This is a genomic window from Aliagarivorans marinus DSM 23064 (assembly GCF_000429485.1).
Lineage (GTDB): Bacteria > Pseudomonadota > Gammaproteobacteria > Enterobacterales > Celerinatantimonadaceae > Aliagarivorans > Aliagarivorans marinus.
Genome location: NZ_AUBY01000008.1, coordinates 41096 through 60758 on the forward strand (window position 1 = coordinate 41096; position 19663 = coordinate 60758).

At 54.5% G+C, this 19663-nt stretch carries 17 protein-coding genes; 2 read left to right on the forward strand and 15 right to left on the reverse strand.

What is annotated here, in order from left to right:
* Window positions 1-77: 77 nt before the first annotated feature.
* From odhB to sdhC, 6 genes are all read right to left on the reverse strand, one after another.
* Window positions 78-1298, reverse strand: coding sequence for a 2-oxoglutarate dehydrogenase complex dihydrolipoyllysine-residue succinyltransferase (gene odhB / locus G461_RS0100195; protein ID WP_026970287.1), 1221 nt, complete (start codon window positions 1296-1298; stop codon window positions 78-80).
* 21 nt (window positions 1299-1319) lie between these two features.
* On the reverse strand, window positions 1320-4121 hold the full coding sequence (sucA, locus tag G461_RS0100200) for a 2-oxoglutarate dehydrogenase E1 component (protein WP_026970288.1): 2802 nt from the start codon (window positions 4119-4121) through the stop codon (window positions 1320-1322).
* A gap of 115 nt (window positions 4122-4236) precedes the next feature.
* A complete protein-coding gene (locus G461_RS0100205) occupies window positions 4237-4947 on the reverse strand; it encodes a succinate dehydrogenase iron-sulfur subunit (RefSeq protein WP_026957223.1) in 711 nt (236 codons plus the stop codon).
* Window positions 4948-4957: 10 nt separating this feature from the next.
* Window positions 4958-6727, reverse strand: a complete 1770-nt coding sequence (sdhA, locus tag G461_RS0100210; RefSeq protein ID WP_026970289.1) for a succinate dehydrogenase flavoprotein subunit — start codon at window positions 6725-6727, stop codon at window positions 4958-4960.
* Between the two features lie 6 nt (window positions 6728-6733).
* Window positions 6734-7075, reverse strand: a complete 342-nt coding sequence (gene sdhD / locus G461_RS0100215) for a succinate dehydrogenase, hydrophobic membrane anchor protein (RefSeq protein ID WP_026957225.1) — start codon at window positions 7073-7075, stop codon at window positions 6734-6736.
* Entirely contained in the window at window positions 7069-7446 is a 378-nt protein-coding gene (gene sdhC, locus G461_RS0100220) for a succinate dehydrogenase cytochrome b556 subunit (RefSeq protein WP_026970290.1), read from the reverse strand. Before sdhC ends, sdhD begins: the two co-directional genes overlap by 7 nt.
* A 400-nt stretch (window positions 7447-7846) precedes the next feature.
* Between sdhC and gltA the strand changes: the two genes are divergently transcribed.
* Window positions 7847-9118 (forward strand): citrate synthase, encoded by a 1272-nt coding sequence (gene gltA / locus G461_RS0100225; protein ID WP_026970291.1) that lies wholly within the window; start codon window positions 7847-7849, stop codon window positions 9116-9118.
* Between the two features lie 90 nt (window positions 9119-9208).
* Here the strand turns inward: gltA and G461_RS0100230 are convergent, their stop codons facing one another.
* From G461_RS0100230 to G461_RS0100255, 6 genes are read right to left on the reverse strand one after another with little or no spacing between them, the layout of a single operon-like run.
* Window positions 9209-9952, reverse strand: coding sequence for a phosphatase (locus G461_RS0100230; protein ID WP_026970292.1), 744 nt, complete (start codon window positions 9950-9952; stop codon window positions 9209-9211).
* An 18-nt stretch (window positions 9953-9970) separates the two neighbouring features.
* Window positions 9971-10705, reverse strand: coding sequence for a 3-deoxy-manno-octulosonate cytidylyltransferase (kdsB, locus tag G461_RS0100235; RefSeq protein ID WP_026970293.1), 735 nt, complete (start codon window positions 10703-10705; stop codon window positions 9971-9973).
* Complete coding sequence (locus G461_RS0100240; RefSeq protein WP_026957230.1) at window positions 10702-10890, reverse strand: Trm112 family protein; 189 nt, start codon at window positions 10888-10890, stop codon at window positions 10702-10704. The genes kdsB and G461_RS0100240 overlap by 4 nt, the downstream gene beginning before the upstream one ends.
* Window positions 10874-11869, reverse strand: a complete 996-nt coding sequence (lpxK, locus tag G461_RS0100245; RefSeq protein WP_035478731.1) for a tetraacyldisaccharide 4'-kinase — start codon at window positions 11867-11869, stop codon at window positions 10874-10876. The genes G461_RS0100240 and lpxK overlap by 17 nt, the downstream gene beginning before the upstream one ends.
* Window positions 11866-13623, reverse strand: coding sequence for a lipid A export permease/ATP-binding protein MsbA (gene msbA / locus G461_RS0100250; protein ID WP_026970295.1), 1758 nt, complete (start codon window positions 13621-13623; stop codon window positions 11866-11868). The genes lpxK and msbA overlap by 4 nt, the downstream gene beginning before the upstream one ends.
* 30 nt (window positions 13624-13653) lie before the next feature.
* Entirely contained in the window at window positions 13654-15825 is a 2172-nt protein-coding gene (locus G461_RS0100255) for a DNA internalization-related competence protein ComEC/Rec2 (protein ID WP_169727207.1), read from the reverse strand.
* 95 nt (window positions 15826-15920) lie between these two features.
* On the opposite strand from G461_RS0100255, the gene G461_RS0100260 reads away from it, so the two are divergent.
* Window positions 15921-16442 (forward strand): DUF2062 domain-containing protein, encoded by a 522-nt coding sequence (locus G461_RS0100260; protein ID WP_026970297.1) that lies wholly within the window; start codon window positions 15921-15923, stop codon window positions 16440-16442.
* A 6-nt stretch (window positions 16443-16448) separates the two neighbouring features.
* On the opposite strand, the gene lolE is transcribed toward G461_RS0100260, so the two are convergent.
* The 3 genes from lolE to G461_RS0100275 are packed head-to-tail and all read right to left on the reverse strand — an operon-like array spanning window position 16449 to window position 19616.
* Window positions 16449-17690 (reverse strand): lipoprotein-releasing ABC transporter permease subunit LolE, encoded by a 1242-nt coding sequence (gene lolE, locus G461_RS0100265; RefSeq protein WP_026970298.1) that lies wholly within the window; start codon window positions 17688-17690, stop codon window positions 16449-16451.
* On the reverse strand, window positions 17687-18427 hold the full coding sequence (lolD, locus tag G461_RS22745; protein ID WP_051333237.1) for a lipoprotein-releasing ABC transporter ATP-binding protein LolD: 741 nt from the start codon (window positions 18425-18427) through the stop codon (window positions 17687-17689). The genes lolE and lolD overlap by 4 nt, the downstream gene beginning before the upstream one ends.
* Window positions 18420-19616 carry a lipoprotein-releasing ABC transporter permease subunit gene (locus G461_RS0100275; RefSeq protein ID WP_211236228.1) on the reverse strand — a complete coding sequence of 399 codons (1197 nt, stop codon included), beginning with the start codon at window positions 19614-19616 and terminating at the stop codon, window positions 18420-18422. The genes lolD and G461_RS0100275 overlap by 8 nt, the downstream gene beginning before the upstream one ends.
* Window positions 19617-19663: the final 47 nt, after the last annotated feature.

Here is a 19663-nt window from a genome sequence, read left to right on the forward strand (position 1 = left end):
GTTCTATCCATAGTTTTGAGGGATACATGAGTGTTCTACACTCGTTATTATGGGCCCTTCGTGGGCCCAATTTTGTCTTATACGTCAAGTAGTAAGCGCGTAGGATCTTCCAGCAGCTCCTTAATGGTGACCAAGAAGCTTACTGATTCCTTGCCGTCAATCAAGCGGTGATCGTAGGACAGCGCCAAATACATCATTGGTAGGATCTCTACCTTGCCATCCACTGCCATGGGGCGGTCTTGGATCTTGTGCATGCCCAAGATTGCGCTTTGCGGTGGGTTGATAATTGGCGTCGACATCAAGGAGCCAAACACCCCACCGTTAGTGATGGTGAAGTTACCGCCGGTCAGCTCATCCACGGTCAACTTGCCGTCGCGGCCTTTAATCGCCAGATCTTTAATCGCGCCTTCGATTTCTGCCATGCCCAAGGTGTCGCAATCGCGCAGCACTGGGGTCACCAAGCCGCGCGGGGTAGAGACCGCGATGCTCACATCGAAGAAGTTGTGATAAACAATGTCATCACCATCAATCGATGCATTCACCTCAGGGAAGCGTTTGAGCGCCTCAACCACGGCTTTCACGTAGAACGACATAAAGCCCAAGCGGATACCGTGGCGCTTCTCGAAGGTTTCCTGATACTGCTTACGCAGGTCCATAATCGGCTTCATGTTGACTTCGTTAAAAGTAGTCAACATGGCGGTAGTATTCTTGGCTTCGAGCAGACGCTCGGCAATACGCTTACGCAGTCGGGTCATGGCAACCCGTTTCTCGCTGCGCGCACCAATCGGCGGTGCCGCAACAGGGGCAGCAGCAGGTTGGCTAGTCGCTTGCGCGGTGGCAGGCTTACCACCGCCGGCCAGGTAGGCTTCAACGTCTTCTTTAACGATGCGTCCACCCGGGCCAGTGCCTTTGAGCTGGCTAACGTCCACGCCCTTCTCTTGCACCAAGCGGCGTACTGACGGAGAAAGGGCTTCGAGGTCGGCAGTGTCGTTGCTCGCATCAGCGGCTGGCTCGGCATCGCCGCTATCGGGCTTGGCGGTGGTCTCCTCGCCGGCCACAGCACCTGGCTTCATAACACCAATCACTTGCTGCGCCAACACCGTGTCACCCTCGCCGTGGTGAATCACTTCCAATACCCCGTCTTCCTGAGCAGGGACTTCCAAGACCACTTTATCGGTCTCGATTTCAACAATCACTTCGTCGCGCGCAATCGCATCGCCGGGCTGCTTGTGCCAGGTAGCGATACTGGCATCTGCGACGGATTCGGGTAAATCAGGCACTTTAATTTCAATGCTCATTATTGGTTTCCTTACGTCCTTTTATTCTACGTTGAGTGCGTCATTCACCAACGCGCGTTGTTGTTTCAAGTGCAACGAGATATAGCCGACAGCCGGTGAGGCTGAGGCAGGGCGACCGGCATAGCGCAGACTGGCACCCTCGGGGATCGCGTTACGGAAGTGGTGCTGGCTACAATACCAAGCCCCTTGGTTTTGCGGCTCCTCCTGACACCAGACAAAGCGCTCGACGTGCTGATACTCACTCAGCACCTGCTGCATGTCGGCCTCAGGGAAGGGGTAGAGCTGCTCGATGCGGATGATTGCCACATCGCTTTGTTCATTCTTACGTCGCTGCTCGAGCAAGTCGTAGTAGACCTTACCGGAGCACATCACCACCTGGCGAACCTGCTTGGGATCGAGCTCATCAAGCTCGCTGATGACATTCTCAAAGCGGCCATTGGCCAACTCATCCAGCGACGAGGTCGCCAGTGGGTGACGTAGCAAGGATTTGGGCGACATTACCACCAGTGGACGACGCATCGGCCGGATCTGTTGGCGGCGTAACATATGGTAAACCTGCGCCGGGGTACTTGGCACACAGACCTGCATATTGTGCTCGGCACATAGCTGTAGGTAGCGCTCCAAACGGGCTGAGGAGTGCTCAGGGCCTTGGCCCTCATAGCCGTGAGGCAGCAGCAACACCAGGCCACACATCCGCCCCCACTTCTGCTCGCCTGATGACAAGAACTGATCGAAAACGACTTGGGCACCGTTTGCGAAGTCACCAAACTGCGCCTCCCAAATCACCAAGGACGCAGGCTGTGCGGTGGAATAGCCGTACTCGAAGGCCACTACCGCTTCTTCAGAGAGTACTGAATCGAACAGTGCAAGGTGGCCCTGCCCTTCGCTCAGGTTCTTCAGCGGCACGTAGGTCGAGGCGTCTACTTGACTGTGTAATACAGCATGGCGGTGGAAGAAGGTGCCACGGCCGGAGTCTTGTCCGGTCAGGCGCACATTGATGCCCTCATCCAGCAAGCTGGCGTAGGCCATGTTCTCGGCAAAGCCCCAGTCCATCGGTTTGTCGCCGCGCGCCATCAGCACCCGGTCGTCATAGATTTTCTTCACCCGCGGATGCAGCTTGTGCTCGCTGGGGTAACGGGTGACCCGCTCACCTAAATCAAGCACCTTATCCATCTCAAGCTTGGTGTCGTAGGCAATATCCCAATCGTGGCCAATAAACGGTCGCCAATCGACGCTATGCTCTTCCATTGGTCGCCACTCTTCGACCACGCAATCGCCGGCATCCAGCGCATCGCGGTACTCATTGACGATCTCGGTGGCGCGGCTGTCTTCTAACAGGCCTTTGCCCACCAGCGCGTCAGCGTAGGCTTTACGCGGAGTTGGATGTTTTTTGATGGTCTGGTACATCAACGGCTGAGTCGCATTCGGCTCATCCGCCTCGTTGTGGCCGTGACGGCGATAGCACACTAAGTCGATCACCACATCACGCTTGAAGGTGTTGCGGAACTCTAACGCCAACAAGCTAACAAAGGCTACCGCTTCTGGGTCATCGCCGTTCACATGGAAGATCGGCGCCTGCACCATCTTCGCGATATCGGTACAGTACTGAGTAGAGCGGGTGTCACGCGGATTAGAGGTGGTAAAGCCCACTTGATTATTAATCACGATACGGATGGTACCGCCGACCTTGTAGCCACGCGCCTGCGACATATTAAAGGTTTCTTGCACCACACCTTGGCCAGCAATCGCCGAATCACCGTGGATGGTAATCGGCATACAGTCTTCGACCTGGCGGCGGTCTTGGCGAGCGCGCACCGAGCCCATCACCACTGGGTTAACAATCTCAAGGTGAGAGGGGTTAAAGGCCAGCGACAAGTGAACATTGCCACCGGGAGTTGCAAAGTCAGAGCTGAAGCCTTGGTGGTATTTCACATCACCGGTGCCCCAAGTGTCATCGTGCTTGCCAGCAAACTCGTCGAACAAGTCCGAGGGGGTCTTACCCAGCACGTTGACCAGTACATTCAAGCGGCCACGGTGGGCCATACCCACCACCACTTCTTTCATGCCTGCGACGCCGGCGCCGCGGATCAGCTCTTTGAGCATCACAATCAGGCTATCGCCACCTTCCAGCGAGAAGCGCTTGGCACCGGGGAACTTGGCCCCCAAGTATTTTTCCAAACCTTCGGCGGCGGTCAGGCTTTTGAGAAAACGCAGTCGGTCTTGCTCGTCGTAGTTGCCCTGCCCTTCGACTGATTCCAAGCGGCTTTGGATCCAACGTTTTTCGTCGGTATCAGTGATGTGCATGTACTCGGCACCGATGGAGCCGCAGTAGGTTTTCTGCAAGCTATCGTAGAGCTCGCTGAGCACCATGGTGTCTTTACCGATGGCGTAGGAGCCGACGTTGAAGGTTTCAGAGAAATCGTCTTGGTCGAGGGCGTGGAACTCAGGGCTGAGATCGGCCACTCGCTCCTGCACCCATAGACCTAGCGGATCGAGCAGTGCATGTTGATGTCCACGGAAGCGAAAGGCGTTAATTAACTGCAGGACTTTAACCTGCTTCGCGCTCTGGACCGGATCCTCGGTCGCGCCTGAGCTGCGATTGCTTTGCTTCGCCAGGTTACGGAAATAGTCGCGAACCGGGCTATGGGGGGTGTCTTCAGCGATCCCAGTAACCGGAGGAAGTTCGCCAAACACGTCTTGCCACTGCTGCGGCACAGATTCAGGGTCTTCCAGGAAAGACTCGTAGAGTTCTTCGACATAGGTCGAGTTGGCTCCAGCCAGATGAGAGGATTCCAGCCAGGCTTTCATCACGCCATTTTGCATTAACACTATCCTAGATTCGATAAGCCCGCGTACCAGCTTATTGATGTTATACAAAAAATAGCCATCCTGCCTTGCAGCATGGCTATCTAGTTACTGCAGAAGGTCACTCCTGCGCCTAAACAGCCCGCTTAATTAACATCGACTTGATGTGGCCGATGGCCTTGGTTGGGTTGAGTCCCTTAGGACACACACTGACGCAGTTCATAATGCCGTGACAACGGAAGACCGAGAACGCATCGTCGAGCTCTGCCAAGCGTTCGTCGGTTGCAGTATCGCGACTGTCGGCCAGCCAACGATAAGCAGCCAGCAAGCCAGCAGGTCCGACAAACTTGTCTGGATTCCACCAGAAGGAAGGGCAAGACGTGGAACAACAGGCGCACAAGATACACTCGTACATGCCATCAAGTTGTTCGCGCTCTTCCGGTGACTGGAGGTTTTCCCGAGCAGGCGGTAAGCCGTCGTTGATAAGATAGGGTTTAATTCTGGCGTAGTTCTCGTAGAACTGCGCCATGTCCACCACCAGATCGCGGATAACCGGCAACCCGGGGAGCGGGCGAATCACTATATCTCCCTTGCCCAATAAATCCGACAGTGGAGTGATACAGGCAAGCCCATTCTTACCGTTCATATTGATCCCGTCGGAGCCACAGACCCCTTCCCGGCATGAACGTCGAAACGCAATGCTAGGGTCTTGTTCTTTAAGCAAAATTAACGCATCAAGCACCATCATATCGGAGCCTTCCGGCACGTCAAGTTGATAGGCCTTCATATAGGGTTTTGTGTCTGTTTCCGGGTTGTAGCGGTAGACAGAAAAATTCACCTTCATCACCGCCTCCTTAGTAAGTCCTGACTTTCGGTTCGAAGCGCTCACGTAACTGAGGCTCCATGTTTACTTCGCGTCGGCCCATGGTCTCGCTGACCGGGTCAAACACGCTGTGGCACAACCACTTGGCATCATCGCGCTCGGGGTAATCGAAACGTGAGTGGGCGCCGCGACTCTCTGTACGGAAATTCGCCGCATGTGCAGTCGCGATAGCTGTCGCCATCAGGTTATCGAGCTCCAAGCACTCGACGCGCTGGGTATTAAAGTCGTGGGATTTGTCTTGGAGGCTGGCGTTGGCCAGGCGCTCACGGATCTCTTGCAGCTGTTTAAGGCCTTCTGCCATCGCTTCACCTTCACGGAACACCGAGAAGTTAAGCTGCATGCACTCTTGCAGGTCTTTGCGGATTTGTACTGGGTCTTCGCCATTACTTGGCGAGTCTTCCCAGCGCTGGTAACGCGCCATGGCGGCGTCGAGGTCATCGCCCGAGGCATCTTGGTAAGACACGTCGTCGTTGAGGTATTCGCCCAGGAACTTACCTGCCGCGCGACCAAACACCACCAAGTCGAGCAGTGAATTGCCGCCCAAACGGTTGGCACCATGGACCGATACACAAGCAATCTCACCGACTGCGAACAAGCCGTTGACAATTTCGTCCTCGCCCTGCGCGTTTTGGCGAATCGCCTGGCCATGCACGTTACAAGGAATCCCCCCCATCTGATAGTGGCAGGTTGGGATAACTGGGATGGGTTCTTTCACAGGATCAACGTGAGCAAAGGTGCGGCTCAGCTCACAGATACCCGGTAAGCGGCTCTCTAAGATCTCTTCGCCTAAGTGGTCAAGCTTAAGTTTGATGTGGGTGCCCCAAGGACCATCACATCCACGCCCTTCGCGGATCTCGGTCATCATTGAGCGGGCAACCACGTCGCGGCCAGCCAAGTCTTTAGCGTTGGGAGCGTAACGCTCCATAAAGCGCTCGCCATCTTTATTAAGCAGATAACCACCTTCACCGCGACAGCCTTCGGTTACCAGTACCCCGGCACCGGCAATGCCGGTTGGGTGGAACTGCCACATCTCCATATCTTGGATGGGTACGCCGGCACGGCTCGCCATACCGACACCATCGCCGGTGTTGATGTGAGCGTTAGTGGTTGAGGCAAAGATACGTCCAGCACCGCCGGTCGCCAATACAGTAGCGCGTGCCTTGAAGTACACAATCTGGCCGTCTTCCATATTCATGGCAGTGCAGCCAACCACATCGCCGTTGGCGTTTTTCACCAAATCAAGGGCATACCACTCGGAGAAGATGGTGGTTTGGTTCTTCACGTTCTGCTGATACAAGGTGTGTAGCAGAGCATGGCCAGTTCGGTCGGCCGCAGCAGCGGTGCGCGCAGCTTGTTCGCCACCAAACTCTTTGGATTGGCCACCGAACGGGCGCTGGTAGATCTTGCCGTCATCAAAGCGGGAGAATGGTAAGCCCATCTGTTCCAGCTCGATAATCGCTTCCGGCCCCACATTACACATGTATTCGATGGCGTCTTGGTCACCGATGTAATCGGAGCCTTTCACGGTGTCGTACATATGCCACTGCCAGTTGTCTGGGTGGGAGTTGCCTAGCGCAACAGTAATCCCACCTTGGGCAGACACGGTGTGAGATCGGGTTGGAAATACTTTGGAAATCAGGGCACAAGATTTGCCCTCTTTGGAAATTTGCAAGGCAGCGCGCATACCGGCACCACCTGCGCCGACTACCACGGCATCAAACTCTCGCGTAATAATAGTCACAGATATTTACCCCCAGATAATCGACAAGCCCGCCGCCAGATAGACGAAGGCAATTAGCATTAACCCAAACTGGCAAGCCAGTCGCAGCCCTACCGGTTTAACGTAGTCGGTAAGTACTTGCCACAGGCCGATCCAGGCATGGATTAACATGCTCAGCAGGGCTAGCAGGGTAAATATCTTGGTGAACATGCCAGAGAAAAAGCTTGTCCAGCTCAGATAATTGACCTCGTTGAAGGCAAAGAAGCCCAACAAGTAGAAGGTATAGAGGGTTAGGATGACGGCGGTGACGCGGATCAAGATGTAATCATGAACGCCACTGCGGCCGAAGGTTGCTGCATTAGTTACCATACAATTACTCCCACGACGATGGCTAACAAGCCAGTAATGATAAAACTCACCTTGGCGCTGGCGTTGCCAGATTCGAGCTCTTCCCAGTAGCCCAGATCCATGATCAGGTGACGAATACCGCCGACGATGTGGTACATCAGTGCGGTGAGCAGTCCCCAAAGGATCAACTTAACCAGAAAATTGTCGACAATCCCGGCGGCTCGCTCGAACCCCACAGGCGAAGAGAGGGACTCCGCCAGGAGCCAAAGCAAGATTGCCAGAAAGAAGAACACCAGCACACCGGATACGCGGTGCAAGATTGAGGCGATCGCCGTCGGAGGGAATTGAACAGTACGTAGGTCGAGGTTTACGGGTCTTTGGTCTTTTTTCACGGGTCCGTCCACTCAGCTCCATTGAACATTTATTATGTTTATTTGATGCACAGATCAGACCGATAATAAAACCATGACTTGTTAGTTATGTAGAGTTTTCGTTAAATATGAGACTAAAGTCTAAAAAACTACCTTTTACCACAACAACAACAAGCCAAACTCTGCTGTACAACGGCTTTAAGTATAAGCATCAGCTTTTTTAAACACAATTAACATTTCCGCAATCTGGGCCACATTTATCGATTTCAAGCTGTTGTCAAAACAGCCTTTGTTCACATTATTTAAACAATGAGCCATATGTTACAACAATGGTCAATTGACATTTTTACCCTAAGTGATCCAGAATGACGTGCACTTTGTATCCGGATTAATACAAATACAATAAGCAGGGAGACGTGTTATGGCTGACAATAAAGCCAGTCTGCTGTTGCCTGGAAAAGAAGCCGTAGAGCTTCCAATTCTAGAGAGCTCAGCGGGCCAAGATGTAATCGATATTCGAAGTTTAGGCAAACAAGGTTACTTCACCTTTGACCCCGGTTTCCTGGCCACAGCGGCCTGTGAGTCCCAAATCACCTTCATCGATGGCGACAAAGGTATCCTATTACACCGCGGCTACTCTATTGAAGAGTTGGCCAAACATGCAGACTACCTCGAAGTATGCTACATCCTATTGTTCGGTGAACGTCCCAGCGTTGAGCAATACGAGACATTTAAAACCACTGTGACGCGCCACACCATGGTGCACGAGCAGTTGATTCACTTTTTCCAAGGCTTCCGCCGTGACTCGCACCCTATGGCGATCATGGTGGGCGTGGTGGGTGCCTTGTCGGCGTTCTATCATGACGCAATGGATATCAGCAACGTGCGTCACCGCGAGATTGCTGCATTCCGTTTGCTGTCTAAGATGCCCACTCTAGCAGCCATGAGCTACAAGTACTCCATTGGCCAGCCCTTCGTTTACCCCCGAAACGATCTAAGCTATGCCGCGAACTTCCTCAACATGATGTTCTCGGTACCTACCGAAGAGTACAAGATCAGCCCGGTTGTAGAGCGCGCTATGGACCGCATCTTCACCCTTCATGCGGATCACGAGCAAAACGCTTCTACCTCTACCGTACGTTTGGCTGGCTCTTCTGGCGCTAACCCATTTGCGTGTATCGCTGCAGGTATTGCCTGTCTGTGGGGACCCGCTCACGGCGGTGCCAATGAGGCCTGCTTGACCATGCTGGCTGAGATCGGCTCGGTGGATCGTATTCCTGAGTTTATTGCTCGCGCCAAGGACAAAGATGACCCATTCCGCTTGATGGGCTTCGGACACCGTGTTTACAAAAACTACGATCCGCGCGCAACAGTAATGCGCGAGAGTTGTCACGAGGTACTTAACGAGTTAAATATCGATGATCCGCTACTTGAAGTAGCCATGGAGCTCGAGCGTATCGCACTGTCAGACCCGTACTTCATCGACAAGAAACTGTTCCCGAACGTGGATTTCTACTCGGGTATCGTGATGAAAGCGATCGGTATTCCAACCTCGATGTTTACGGTAATCTTCGCGATTTCTCGTACTGTTGGCTGGATTGCTCACTGGAAAGAGATGATGGAAGAAGATACCCAGCGTATCGGCCGCCCTCGTCAGCGTTACACTGGTGAGGCCCAGCGCGCTTTCAAATAATCATTAGAAGCCATTACGCAAAAGCCCGCTAATCAGCGGGCTTTTTTGTTGGCAAGGTATAACCTTTACGTAGAGGTTAACGCAAGCTAGCTACAGCACCTCTTGATAGTACTGATGCAGCTGTTTACCCCTCGCCGCTAGCGCATCTAACAGGCGCTCTGCCTTGGTGCTAACCAAGCGCTCTGCGGGAAAGTCGTGCTTTTTCGCCAACGCCAACGCGTGGGGAAAACGCCCTACTTGATAGGAGATATGCGCATCACTACCAAAGGAGAGCTGCGCGCCCAATCGCTTAGCCGCCAGCAAGATCTTCTCACAATTCACATCACTGCCCTGGCGAGAACCGGCAAACGACGAGTTGTTAATCTCAATCATCACCTTGTGCTCGGCGGCAGCGGCAACCACGGTATCGATATCGAAGGGGAAGTTGGGATTGCCCAAGTGTCCAAGAATGTCCGCCTTACCGCCTTTGATCACCGCCAGCAAGGCCTTGGTATGGGTCGCTGCATCGGCTGGCTTAAATAGCGGTTCATGGAAGCTGGCAATCACAACGTCCAGGCGTTGCGCCAGGCTTTCGGTGATATCCAGCTCACCTTCAGGATTGAGAATATTGGCTTCAATTCCACGCAATACCCCCACCCCATCGACCACCCGAGGGATCACCTTCAGGTTTTCAAAGTGCCAGTAGTGCGGCGCGCCGGGCATGGTCGAAGCGTGATCGGTCATGGCCATCAGCTTCAGGCCGGTTTGCTTGGCCGCAGCGATGTTCTCTTGCAGGGAACTGTAAGCGTGCCCGCTGGCTACCGTGTGGGTATGCGTATCGGTGACAATCTGCATTGTTAACTCCAGTTAGGTTTAGGCACCGAGCAGAGCACGTACCTTTTCGAGGTCTTCCTGAGTGTCGACACCATGGGCCGGCGTCTCTTGCGCTTCGGCGATACGGATCTTCTCGCCATGCCAAAGCACCCTTAGCTGCTCGAGCTTCTCGACCTGCTCAATTAACGACGGCTGCCAGCTCAAATAACGGCGGATAAACCCAGCCCGATAGCCATAGATCCCGATATGGCGAGCAAACGGGAACTGGTCGCCCTGCTGGGGATCGCGTTGAAACGGGATGGCGCTGCGGCTGAAGTAGATAGCATGGCCATTGCTGTCGCTGATGACCTTGACCACATTAGGATCGTTCAAATCCGCTTCGGCAATCGGCGCGCTTAAGGTCGCCATTTGGGCAATATCGCCCTCAAGCAGTTCCGCTACCTGAGCAATTACGCTCGGTGGAATCAAAGGCTCGTCGCCCTGCACATTCACCACAACCGTATCGGCGGCCAACTGCAGCTTGTCACACACCTCGCCTAAGCGCTCGGTGCCCGACTCATGGTCTGGCGAGGTCATCACCACCTCGGCACCAAAGCCTTCTGCCACCTGCTCGATACGCGCATCGTCTGTAGCAATCACCACCCGTTGCGCCCCGGATTGCAGCGCTTGTCGGTAGACCCGCTCGATCATCGACATACCGGCGATATCAATCAGTGGTTTGCCCGGCAGGCGGGTGCTCTGATAACGGGCTGGAATAACAACAACAAAACTCATTTGGGCAACTCACTGGCGGCCATCTCGCGGGCCTGTTCTTCAATCAGCACCGGAATGCCATCGTTCACCGGGAAGGCCAAGCGATCAAATTTGCAGATAAGCTCATCTTGTTGCTTGTCGTAGTAGAGCTTTCCCTTACAAACCGGGCAAGCAACGATTTCCAATAGGTTATAATCTAGCGCCATTGAGGTGTTCCTTCATTAAAGCGTTAAGCGTATCGTAAAACTGTTGCGGAAGTTTGGCACTGACCGGTTGGTAGTACCAATGTTCGCCTGCGCTGTCACGATACTTCAATGCGTCTTTTTCGGTCATGACCACATGTTGATCCTGTAGTCGCGATACATCCTGCTCGCTCAGAGCTTGGTGGTCGGCCACAGCGATGCGCTCTTGTAGCGACGCCCCTTGAGCCTCCAGGCTAGCAAAAAAACGCGGCGGATGGCCAATGCCAGCGACTGCCGTGATTGAGTTGGTATTTAGATAGTCAGCGCTATCCGTCAAGGCTTGATCATCGCGAACCCGCTTAAGCGGCGCGATATCTAATAACATCTGGTGGCCTTGGTTGAAACACTGCCCTGCCCCATTCGCTACCAGCAAATCGACTTGCTGCAGGCGACTTACTGGCTCGCGCAGTGGCCCAGCCGGTAAACAGAGGCCATTGCCGTGGCCGCGTTCACTGTCCACCACCGCAATCTCGATATCTCGCTCCAGTGCGTAGTGCTGCATGCCATCGTCGCTAATGATGACATCCACGCCTTGCTGCTCCAGAAGAGCCGCGGCCTCAGCGCGCTTGGGTGCCACGACCACCGGGCATTTGGTGCGACAGTGGATAAGCAGTGGCTCATCGCCGCACTGCTTTGCCGTACTTTGCTGAGTGACTTGGTAGGGATAATGGTCAGTCTTGCCGCCATAGCCGCGACTCAGCACCCCGGGATTGAGGCCTAGCTGCTGAAAGTACTCGACCAGCGCCACCACTAAGGGGGTTTTGCCATTGCCACCAACACTGATATTACCAACCACTACCACCGGAACCTTAGCGCGGTAGCCGCCTTTTCGCTGGTAGGAGCGCCGCCTAAGCCCCGCTATCAGCGAGAACAGCAGGCTCAGCGGCCACAGCAGCAGAATTAACGGCCACTGCCACAGCTTTGGGGCATACCAAAGGCTCACTCTTCAGCTTGCCCATATTGAATCGAGCGTAGCTGGAAATAGCTGCCTTTGGCTGCCATCAGGGTTTCGTGGTCACCTTGCTCAACGACCCGGCCTTCATCGATAACCACAATCTTATCGGCACGTTCGATGGTGGAGAGGCGGTGGGCAATCACGATGGCCGTGCGATCGCTACACACCCGGTCGACAGCCTGTTGAATCTTGCGCTCCGATTCGCTATCCAGCGCAGAGGTGGCTTCATCCATAATCAAGATAGGCGCGTCTCGCAGCAGGGCGCGGGCAATGGCGATACGTTGACGCTGACCACCGGAGAGCATGACGCCTTTCTCACCTACCAGCGTGTCATAGCCATCTTCCAGCTCGTTGACAAATTCCGCCACATTGGCCATCTCTGCGGCGGCTACGATCTGTTCGTGGCTTGCCTCCGACATACCATAGGCGATATTGCTGGCGATACTACCGCTGAACAGGTGCACTGATTGCGACACTTGGGCGATTTGCTGGCGCAGATTGTTAAGGGTGTAATCCGACAGCGGAATGCCATCGAGCTCAATGCTGCCATGCTCCACATCGTAAAAGCGTGGTATCAGCGATGCGATGGTACTCTTACCGCTACCGGAGCGGCCAACAAAAGCAACCGTCTCACCCGCTTGAATCTCTAAATCAACGTTCTTCAGCACCTCGATATCCGGCTTAGAGGGGTAGCAAAAGCTCACACCTTTAAGCTCAACACGGCCCTTAGCTCGTTCAACTTCTACACTGCCCTCATCCACTTCACCCGGCATATCCAGCACGGTAAACAAGCTGCCACAGGCCGCAAGTGCTTTTTGGATTTCGTTGTTGATGGAAGTGATAACCTTGAGCGGTTTCAACAGCATCATGATCGATGTAACGATCACGGTGAAGGTACCGGGAGTTAGCTGTTCCACGATGCCCGGGAACGAGGCAATGTACAACACGATTGCTAAACCTGAAGAGGCAATAATCTGCACTGCCGGGTTGGCGATGGCACTGGCCGATGCCATCTTCATCTGCTGGCGGCGAATGTTGTTACTCACCACATCAAACTCATCGGCTTCCTGTTTTTGCCCACCAAAGGCCAAAATCTCACGGTGACCATTGAGCATCTGCTCTGAAGAGGTTGTTACCTTGCCCATCGCAGTCTGGATGTTGCGGCTGATCTTACGAAAACGCTTGGACACAATGCGGATTGCTACGGCCACAACCGGCCCTACCAAGAAGAACACCATAGAAAGCTGCCAGCTGTGATAGAACATCAAACCGAGCAAGCCAATAATCGTCGCCGTCTCGCGCACCAAGCTCACCAAGGCGTTGGTAGCTGCAGAGCTAACTTGGGTCGAGTCGTAGGTGATTTTAGAAAGCAGGTCACCCGTGGGGTTTTTATCGAAGAACGAAACAGGCATCGACATCAGTCGGGTAAAGATCTGACGGCGGATCTTCATCACCAAGTGGCTACCCACCCACGCCATGCCATAGGATGAGGCAAAGTTACAGATGCCCCGGAACAGCACAATCAGCATCACAAAGATCGGCATATATTTGAGAACGTTGGGATTGTTCCCGGTCAGTCCGTCATCAATCAGAGGCTTGATGGAGTAGACGAAAATAGTATCGACAATGCCGTAACCAATCATGCCGATAATAGCCAGTATCAAACCGCTCTTGCGATCCTTCACATAGCTCAGCAGGCGCTTAAAATTGGCTTTGCTGTCAGTTGCCGTTTCTTCAATCATAAAATGTCATCTGTTACACATAAAACCGAGCTATTCTACCCAGTCGGGGGCCAAATCACTACTAGTGTTTCGATGATACCAATAGCGCTGTCGATGGCTGCGCTCGCTGACCACCTCAACCCCGCTTTGCGATATCCGAAACCCCACCGCCCCACTGCTAGCAGTGACGTACTGCTGAGCGCCCCGGTAGGCCTCTAGCGTCTCAATCGCGGGAAAGCCATATTGATTGGCGAACCCAGCGCTATGCACTACATACTGCGGTTTGAGCGCCCTCACCCACGCGCGACTCGAGGAGCTGCGACTGCCATGGTGGGGGCTCACTAAAACATCAACCTTTGGCAGCCCTTTCTCGACCAACACCTCTTCAGCCGAGCGTTCAACATCACCACTAATCAAAACCCGATGCACAGGGCCTTCAACTAACAACAAGCAGGAGCCGTTGTTGCCACTAAACTGCTCGGCATGGAACAAGCGTAGCCGTAAACCGTGCCAATCAACCGTATCGTTGCAGTTTGCTGATGACCAGCGATGATCACGCCCCCGGTAAACATCGGCATCGGGAAACATGCTTAGCAGTGGCAGCTCTGCGCCAGCGTGGTCATTATCGGCGTGACTAAGCACTATATGTTCAACCCTCGGGCTGCCATTCCCGCGCCACCAAGGCAGAAAGCTGGCCTCAAAAAAGCTAAAACCGCTGGGATAACGCGCGCCCGTGTCGTAGAGCAACACATGGCCTGCTCGCTCCACCACCACCGACAGCCCCTGCCCAACATCAAGCACCACTACCCGCCATTGAGAGGCGCGCTGCGGCGCAACCAGCAATAAGTTGATACTCGGCGCAAGCAACACAGCAAGTAGCACAGCAGATCTGGACAAACGGGAGCGCAACAATAAAAGGCTGGATAACATCAACCACCACGTACCACTGAGCCAACCGGGAGCATGGGCACTGAGTGGCGACAATTCTGATAAGCTGGCTAGGGCATTATCGACATAAGCAATCACCACGCCCATGGTTTGCCAAATCAGCATGCTCAAGGGCTCAGAGACGCCCAACAGCAACAGCCCCATCATGCACCCCGGAATCACTACCAAGGTAAACAGCGGCACCATCACTAGATTAATGGGCAGCGCGAACAAGGCAACGCCACCGAACAGACCAAGTTGGAGCGGCAACAGCATCACACCGATAACGAGCTGTATCGCCACCAGCTGTTTGAGTTTGCCAGTGCGCTGCCACCATAGTGCCAGCAACACCGCCGCTGTTGCCGCAAAAGAGAGGTAAAAACTACTGTCATAGACGCTGAACGGGAAGACCAGCACTATAACCAAGGCCGATAGGAGCAAACCTTGCCACGGCCGCCAGAGCTGTCGATAGAAGACGCCCAGCAGCACCAGACTAAACATCAGTAAGGCCCTGAGAGCAGGCAAGGCCCAGCCGGTCAGCGCCACGTAACCAAGAGTGGCCGCCAAGCATAGTATCAACCGGCTTGCCCGAAATCGGTTGCCCGCCAATAGCAAGCTCAGCGCCCCCCACACCCACAGGCCGACCGTGGCGATGTGCAAGCCGGATACCACCAACAGATGGCTTAGCCCCGCCTCACGAAAGCGCGTAAGCTGATCTGGTGGCAATAACCGCTTGTCCCCGGAGAGTAGCGCCAAGATAACCCCTCCTTGCTCAAGCTTACTAAGAGAAGCAGCTAGATAAGCGACACTGCGCTCTCGCCAGCCACGCTCTCCTGTTATGCTCTCAATCTCAATCAAGCGGCCTTTAGCGACCACCTGCTTGGCCAGCAACCAACGGGTATAGTTAAAGCCATAGTGATTAAGCGGTGCATGGGCGGGTTTGAGTTTGGCCGTTGCGACAAGGACTTGTCCCACCTCAAAGTCGCGTACTTGATTGTCATAGATAATCAGCGCCGCCTTGATGAGAGCGTTACAGCATTGCTCATAGCCCTCGATTCGGTGTAAATTAAGCCGCATTTGCAAGCCGTAGCTTTTCGCGTCGAGCTGGGTAATGGTTCCTGAAAAGCGCACTGGCTGCTGGTAGGATTCAACATGCTGGATCAAGCTACGATAGCCGTGGGCGTGAAACCCCAACCAGGCAATACCCAATAGTAAGCCTGCGATAAATCGGTAGCGTAGTAACAAAGCGAGCATACCCGCAATGAAAGCGCCACAGATTACTGCTAGAGTCGGCACAGAGTGCCACCATAGTGAAGAGATGGCCACAGACAAAAACGCGCTTACAAAAACCAACGCAGTAGTTATCGAGTAGTGAGTTAATAACTAACTATATGCCAAAACGTACCATACAGCGATTCATCCCTAAGACTGAAGAATTGCGCCAGCATAAGCATCTGAAGTTTCTGGGTGAATGGCTGCATAGCCCCAGCATCTGGCACTTAAACCGGCGCTCAGCCGCAGGCGGATTCGCCCTCGGCATCTTTGTCGCCTTTGTGCCGATCCCGATGCAGATGATCCTGGCCGCCATGTTAGCCATCGCGCTGAAGGTTAATCTGCCTTTGTCGGTGGCAATGGTGTGGATCTCAAACCCGATTACCTGGCCGGCAATGTTTTACGGCTGCTACTGGGTGGGCACCAAGCTGCTCGGCCAAGCAACCCTAGACTACCGCTTTCATGTCAGCATCGAAGGGCTACGCAGCCTGCTAACCGCCCTCGGCCCGGCGTTTTTGTTGGGCAGCTTAGTTTGTGGCGTAGTGTTCGCGATTATTGGCTACGTGTTTATGACCAATCTTTGGCGAGCCTCAGTGCGACGCCGTTATCTGCGACGTCGCAGTAAGGTGAACCCCGAGTAACGGCGCTTAACCGCCCAGCTCTTGGGCGGGGCGAATGCGGGTTGCCTGCCAAGCAGGCCACAGCGTCGCCAGCAAGCTCAGGCTCAATGCAGCCAGCGCCACCAGCGCCACATCACTCCACAGCAGCTCCACCGGCAGAAAGTCAATAAAGTAGATATCGGCCGACAAGATGGTGCGACCGAGCAACTGCTCAACCCCAGCCACCAACGATGGCAGGCTCCAAACGCCTAACAGCCCCAACACCACGCCCAACAAGCACCCGAGCACGCCATTGTAGGCGCCATACACCACAAAGGCGCGGATCAACAAGCCGTCTTCCGCCCCCATGGTTTTCAGGATCGCGATATCTGAGCGCTTCTCGGTCACCGCCAGAATCAGGGTGGAGACAATGTTAAAGCTGGCCACCGCCACAATCAGCAGCATAATGGCGTACATGATGGTGCGTACCAACTGGATATCCTGATACAAAAAGCCATGGGTACGCATCCAGGAGCGAACATACACCAACTGCTCGGAGTGCATGCCAATGGTGCGCACCAGCTCATCGGCTTGCAGCGGCTGAGATACGCGCAGGCTAATACCACTCACGCCCGACTCCCATTGATTGAGCTGGCGAGCCTGATCGATGTGTACAAAACCCAGCTGATTATCGAGCTGACCGGCAGCGCGCATTAGCCCCACCACCCGCACCGCCACCCGCTGTGGCGAACTTAGGCGCTGGCCAGTGCTTTGCTGGGGTAGCAGCAGCGTTGCAGTATCACCCGCTACCAGCCCTAGCTCATCGGCAATGCCCACACCAATAATGATGTTGGCTTGTGTGGGCTCGAGCGCCTGCCAGGCTTCGCTTGATACAAACTCTGGCAAGCGGCTGATCTGGCGCTCGGCATCCGGGTCGATGCCCTTCACCGCAATCGCCTTCATCTGCTTACCTTTTTGCAGCAAGCCGCTCAGGCTAATGTAGGGCGCAGCAGCTTCAACGCCACTTTGCTGTGTGGCGATTTCCAGCAAACCAGCGCCATCGGCCAGTGGCTGCTCTACGGCTTCCAGCTCTCCGTGGCTAATGATCGCTAAAAAGCGCTGCTGCAGCTCCCGCTCAAAGCCATTCATCACCGATAGGCCAATGATCAACACTGCCACCCCGAGCAAGATCCCGATGGTGCTTGATGCTGAAATAAACGAAATAAAGCCGTTACGGTGGCGCGCTCGGTGATAGCGCAGCCCGATTAAGGTCGACAGCGGCAAACTCACGCGCCCACCTCTTGGGTGTTGTCCGTTAATGCTTCGTCTTGAGAGTGGCCGTCTTGAAAGCGGCCGTCCTGCATATGCATCTGGCGAGGGAAACGCGCGGCCAGCTGCAAATCATGTGTCACCACCACAAAGGCGGTACCCAAGTCGCGGTTAAGTTCCAACAGCAGTTCGTAGATCGACGCAGTACTGTTGCTGTCCAGATTGCCGGTGGGCTCATCAGCCAATACCAGTGAGGGCTGATTAACCAGTGCCCGAGCAATCGCAGTACGCTGGCGCTCACCACCGGAGAGCTCTGAAGGGCGATGCGTTAAGCGGTGACCTAAGCCCACCCGCTTCAATAACTCAGCAGCTTTTTGCATCGCATCGGCGCGCTTTACCCCTGCAATAAACAGCGGCATCGCCACGTTTTCCTGCGCAGTAAACTCGCCAAGCAAGTGGTGGAACTGGTAGATAAAGCCCAGCTTTTGATTGCGCAGCGCAGCCAATTGCTTGTTGCTCATCCCCGCTAAGCGCTGCCCATCAATGGCAACCTCACCGGCGGTCACGCTATCGAGCGCCCCCAGCAGGTGCAGCAAGGTGCTTTTGCCAGAGCCCGAGGCCCCTACAATGGCGATGGCATCGCCGCGCTCCACCCGCATATCCACACCGTGCAATACCTCGGTTTGCATATCACCATCTTGATAGACCTTGGTCAGGCCGCGGGCCTCAAGTACCGGAGCTTGGGAAGAATTATTCATGTCGCAATACCTCTGCTGGCAAGATCTGGCTAGCTCGCCAGGCGGGGTAAATGGTCGCCACCACGCTCAGCAGCATGGCACCAATGGTTACAATAAGAATTTGCTCGGTTTTGAACAGTACCGGCAGACCACTACCGCCAAGGTTGGCGATAAAGTTAAGGCCAATCAAAGACATCAGCGGATTGATGTAGGTGGCCAGCAGGAATCCCAGTAAGGCTCCCACTAACGCGCCGATGCAGCCACTCCACGCCCCCTGCAGCACAAAGATATGCACCACCCGGCGCCGCTCCAGCCCAAGAGTTTGCAGAATCGCCACATCGCCCTGTTTGTCGCCAACCATCATCACCAGCGACGAAAGAATGTTAAAAGCTGCCACCGCGATGATTAAGCAAAATAGCAGCCCCATCATATTCTTTTCCATGCGTACCGCTTGGAACAGTTCGCCGTAGTAGCTGCGCCAATCGCTAAACTCAACACCGGCAGCATTGAGTACAGGTGAGAAGACATCAATATCAAAGGGATCATTGAGGAAGAAGCGGGTCTGCTCCAAGTCCGCCCGGCGGCTACGCTGCAGGCGGGCAAGGTCATCGATATGCACCAGCGCATATTGGCTATCGACCTCAGCGCCGAACTGAAAGATCCCAGCCACGGTAAAGTTTCTCTGGGCCGGCATCTCGCCGAGTGGCGTGTAAACCAGCCGCTCGGTGGCCATTACCCGCACCGTATCACCAACGTGAACACCTAGCGTGTTGGCAACATTAATGCCCAACACAATCTGATACTTGCCAGCTTGCAGCTGGCCTAAGCGCCCCACCAGCATGGCCTTATCCAAGGCTTTTGCATCTGCTTGCTCAGCCGGGTCAATCCCCTGCGCCAGCCCCGCTTGCAGGCCTTTGCTACTTTGCAGCACCACTTCACTGAGGATTAATGGCGAGGAAGGCAAGGGCTGCAGCGCTTCGGGCACCGCCTGTTCTGCAGGGACACTAAGGTGGGGAACCAGGTTGAGGATGCGCTGCTTGAGCTGGGCCTCAAAGCCATTCATCACCGAAATCACGGTAATCAGCGCAGCAACCCCAAGGGTGATACCTAATGTGGAGAACCAACTAACGAAGGAGGCAAAGCGTTGCTGCTTGGCGCCGCGGGAGAACCGCCAGGCGATAAAACGGTGCAGCCAAAAATGCGAGCTCACTGTTATTCTTCTATTCATTCAAAAACAGGCCACATCATACCCTGAGG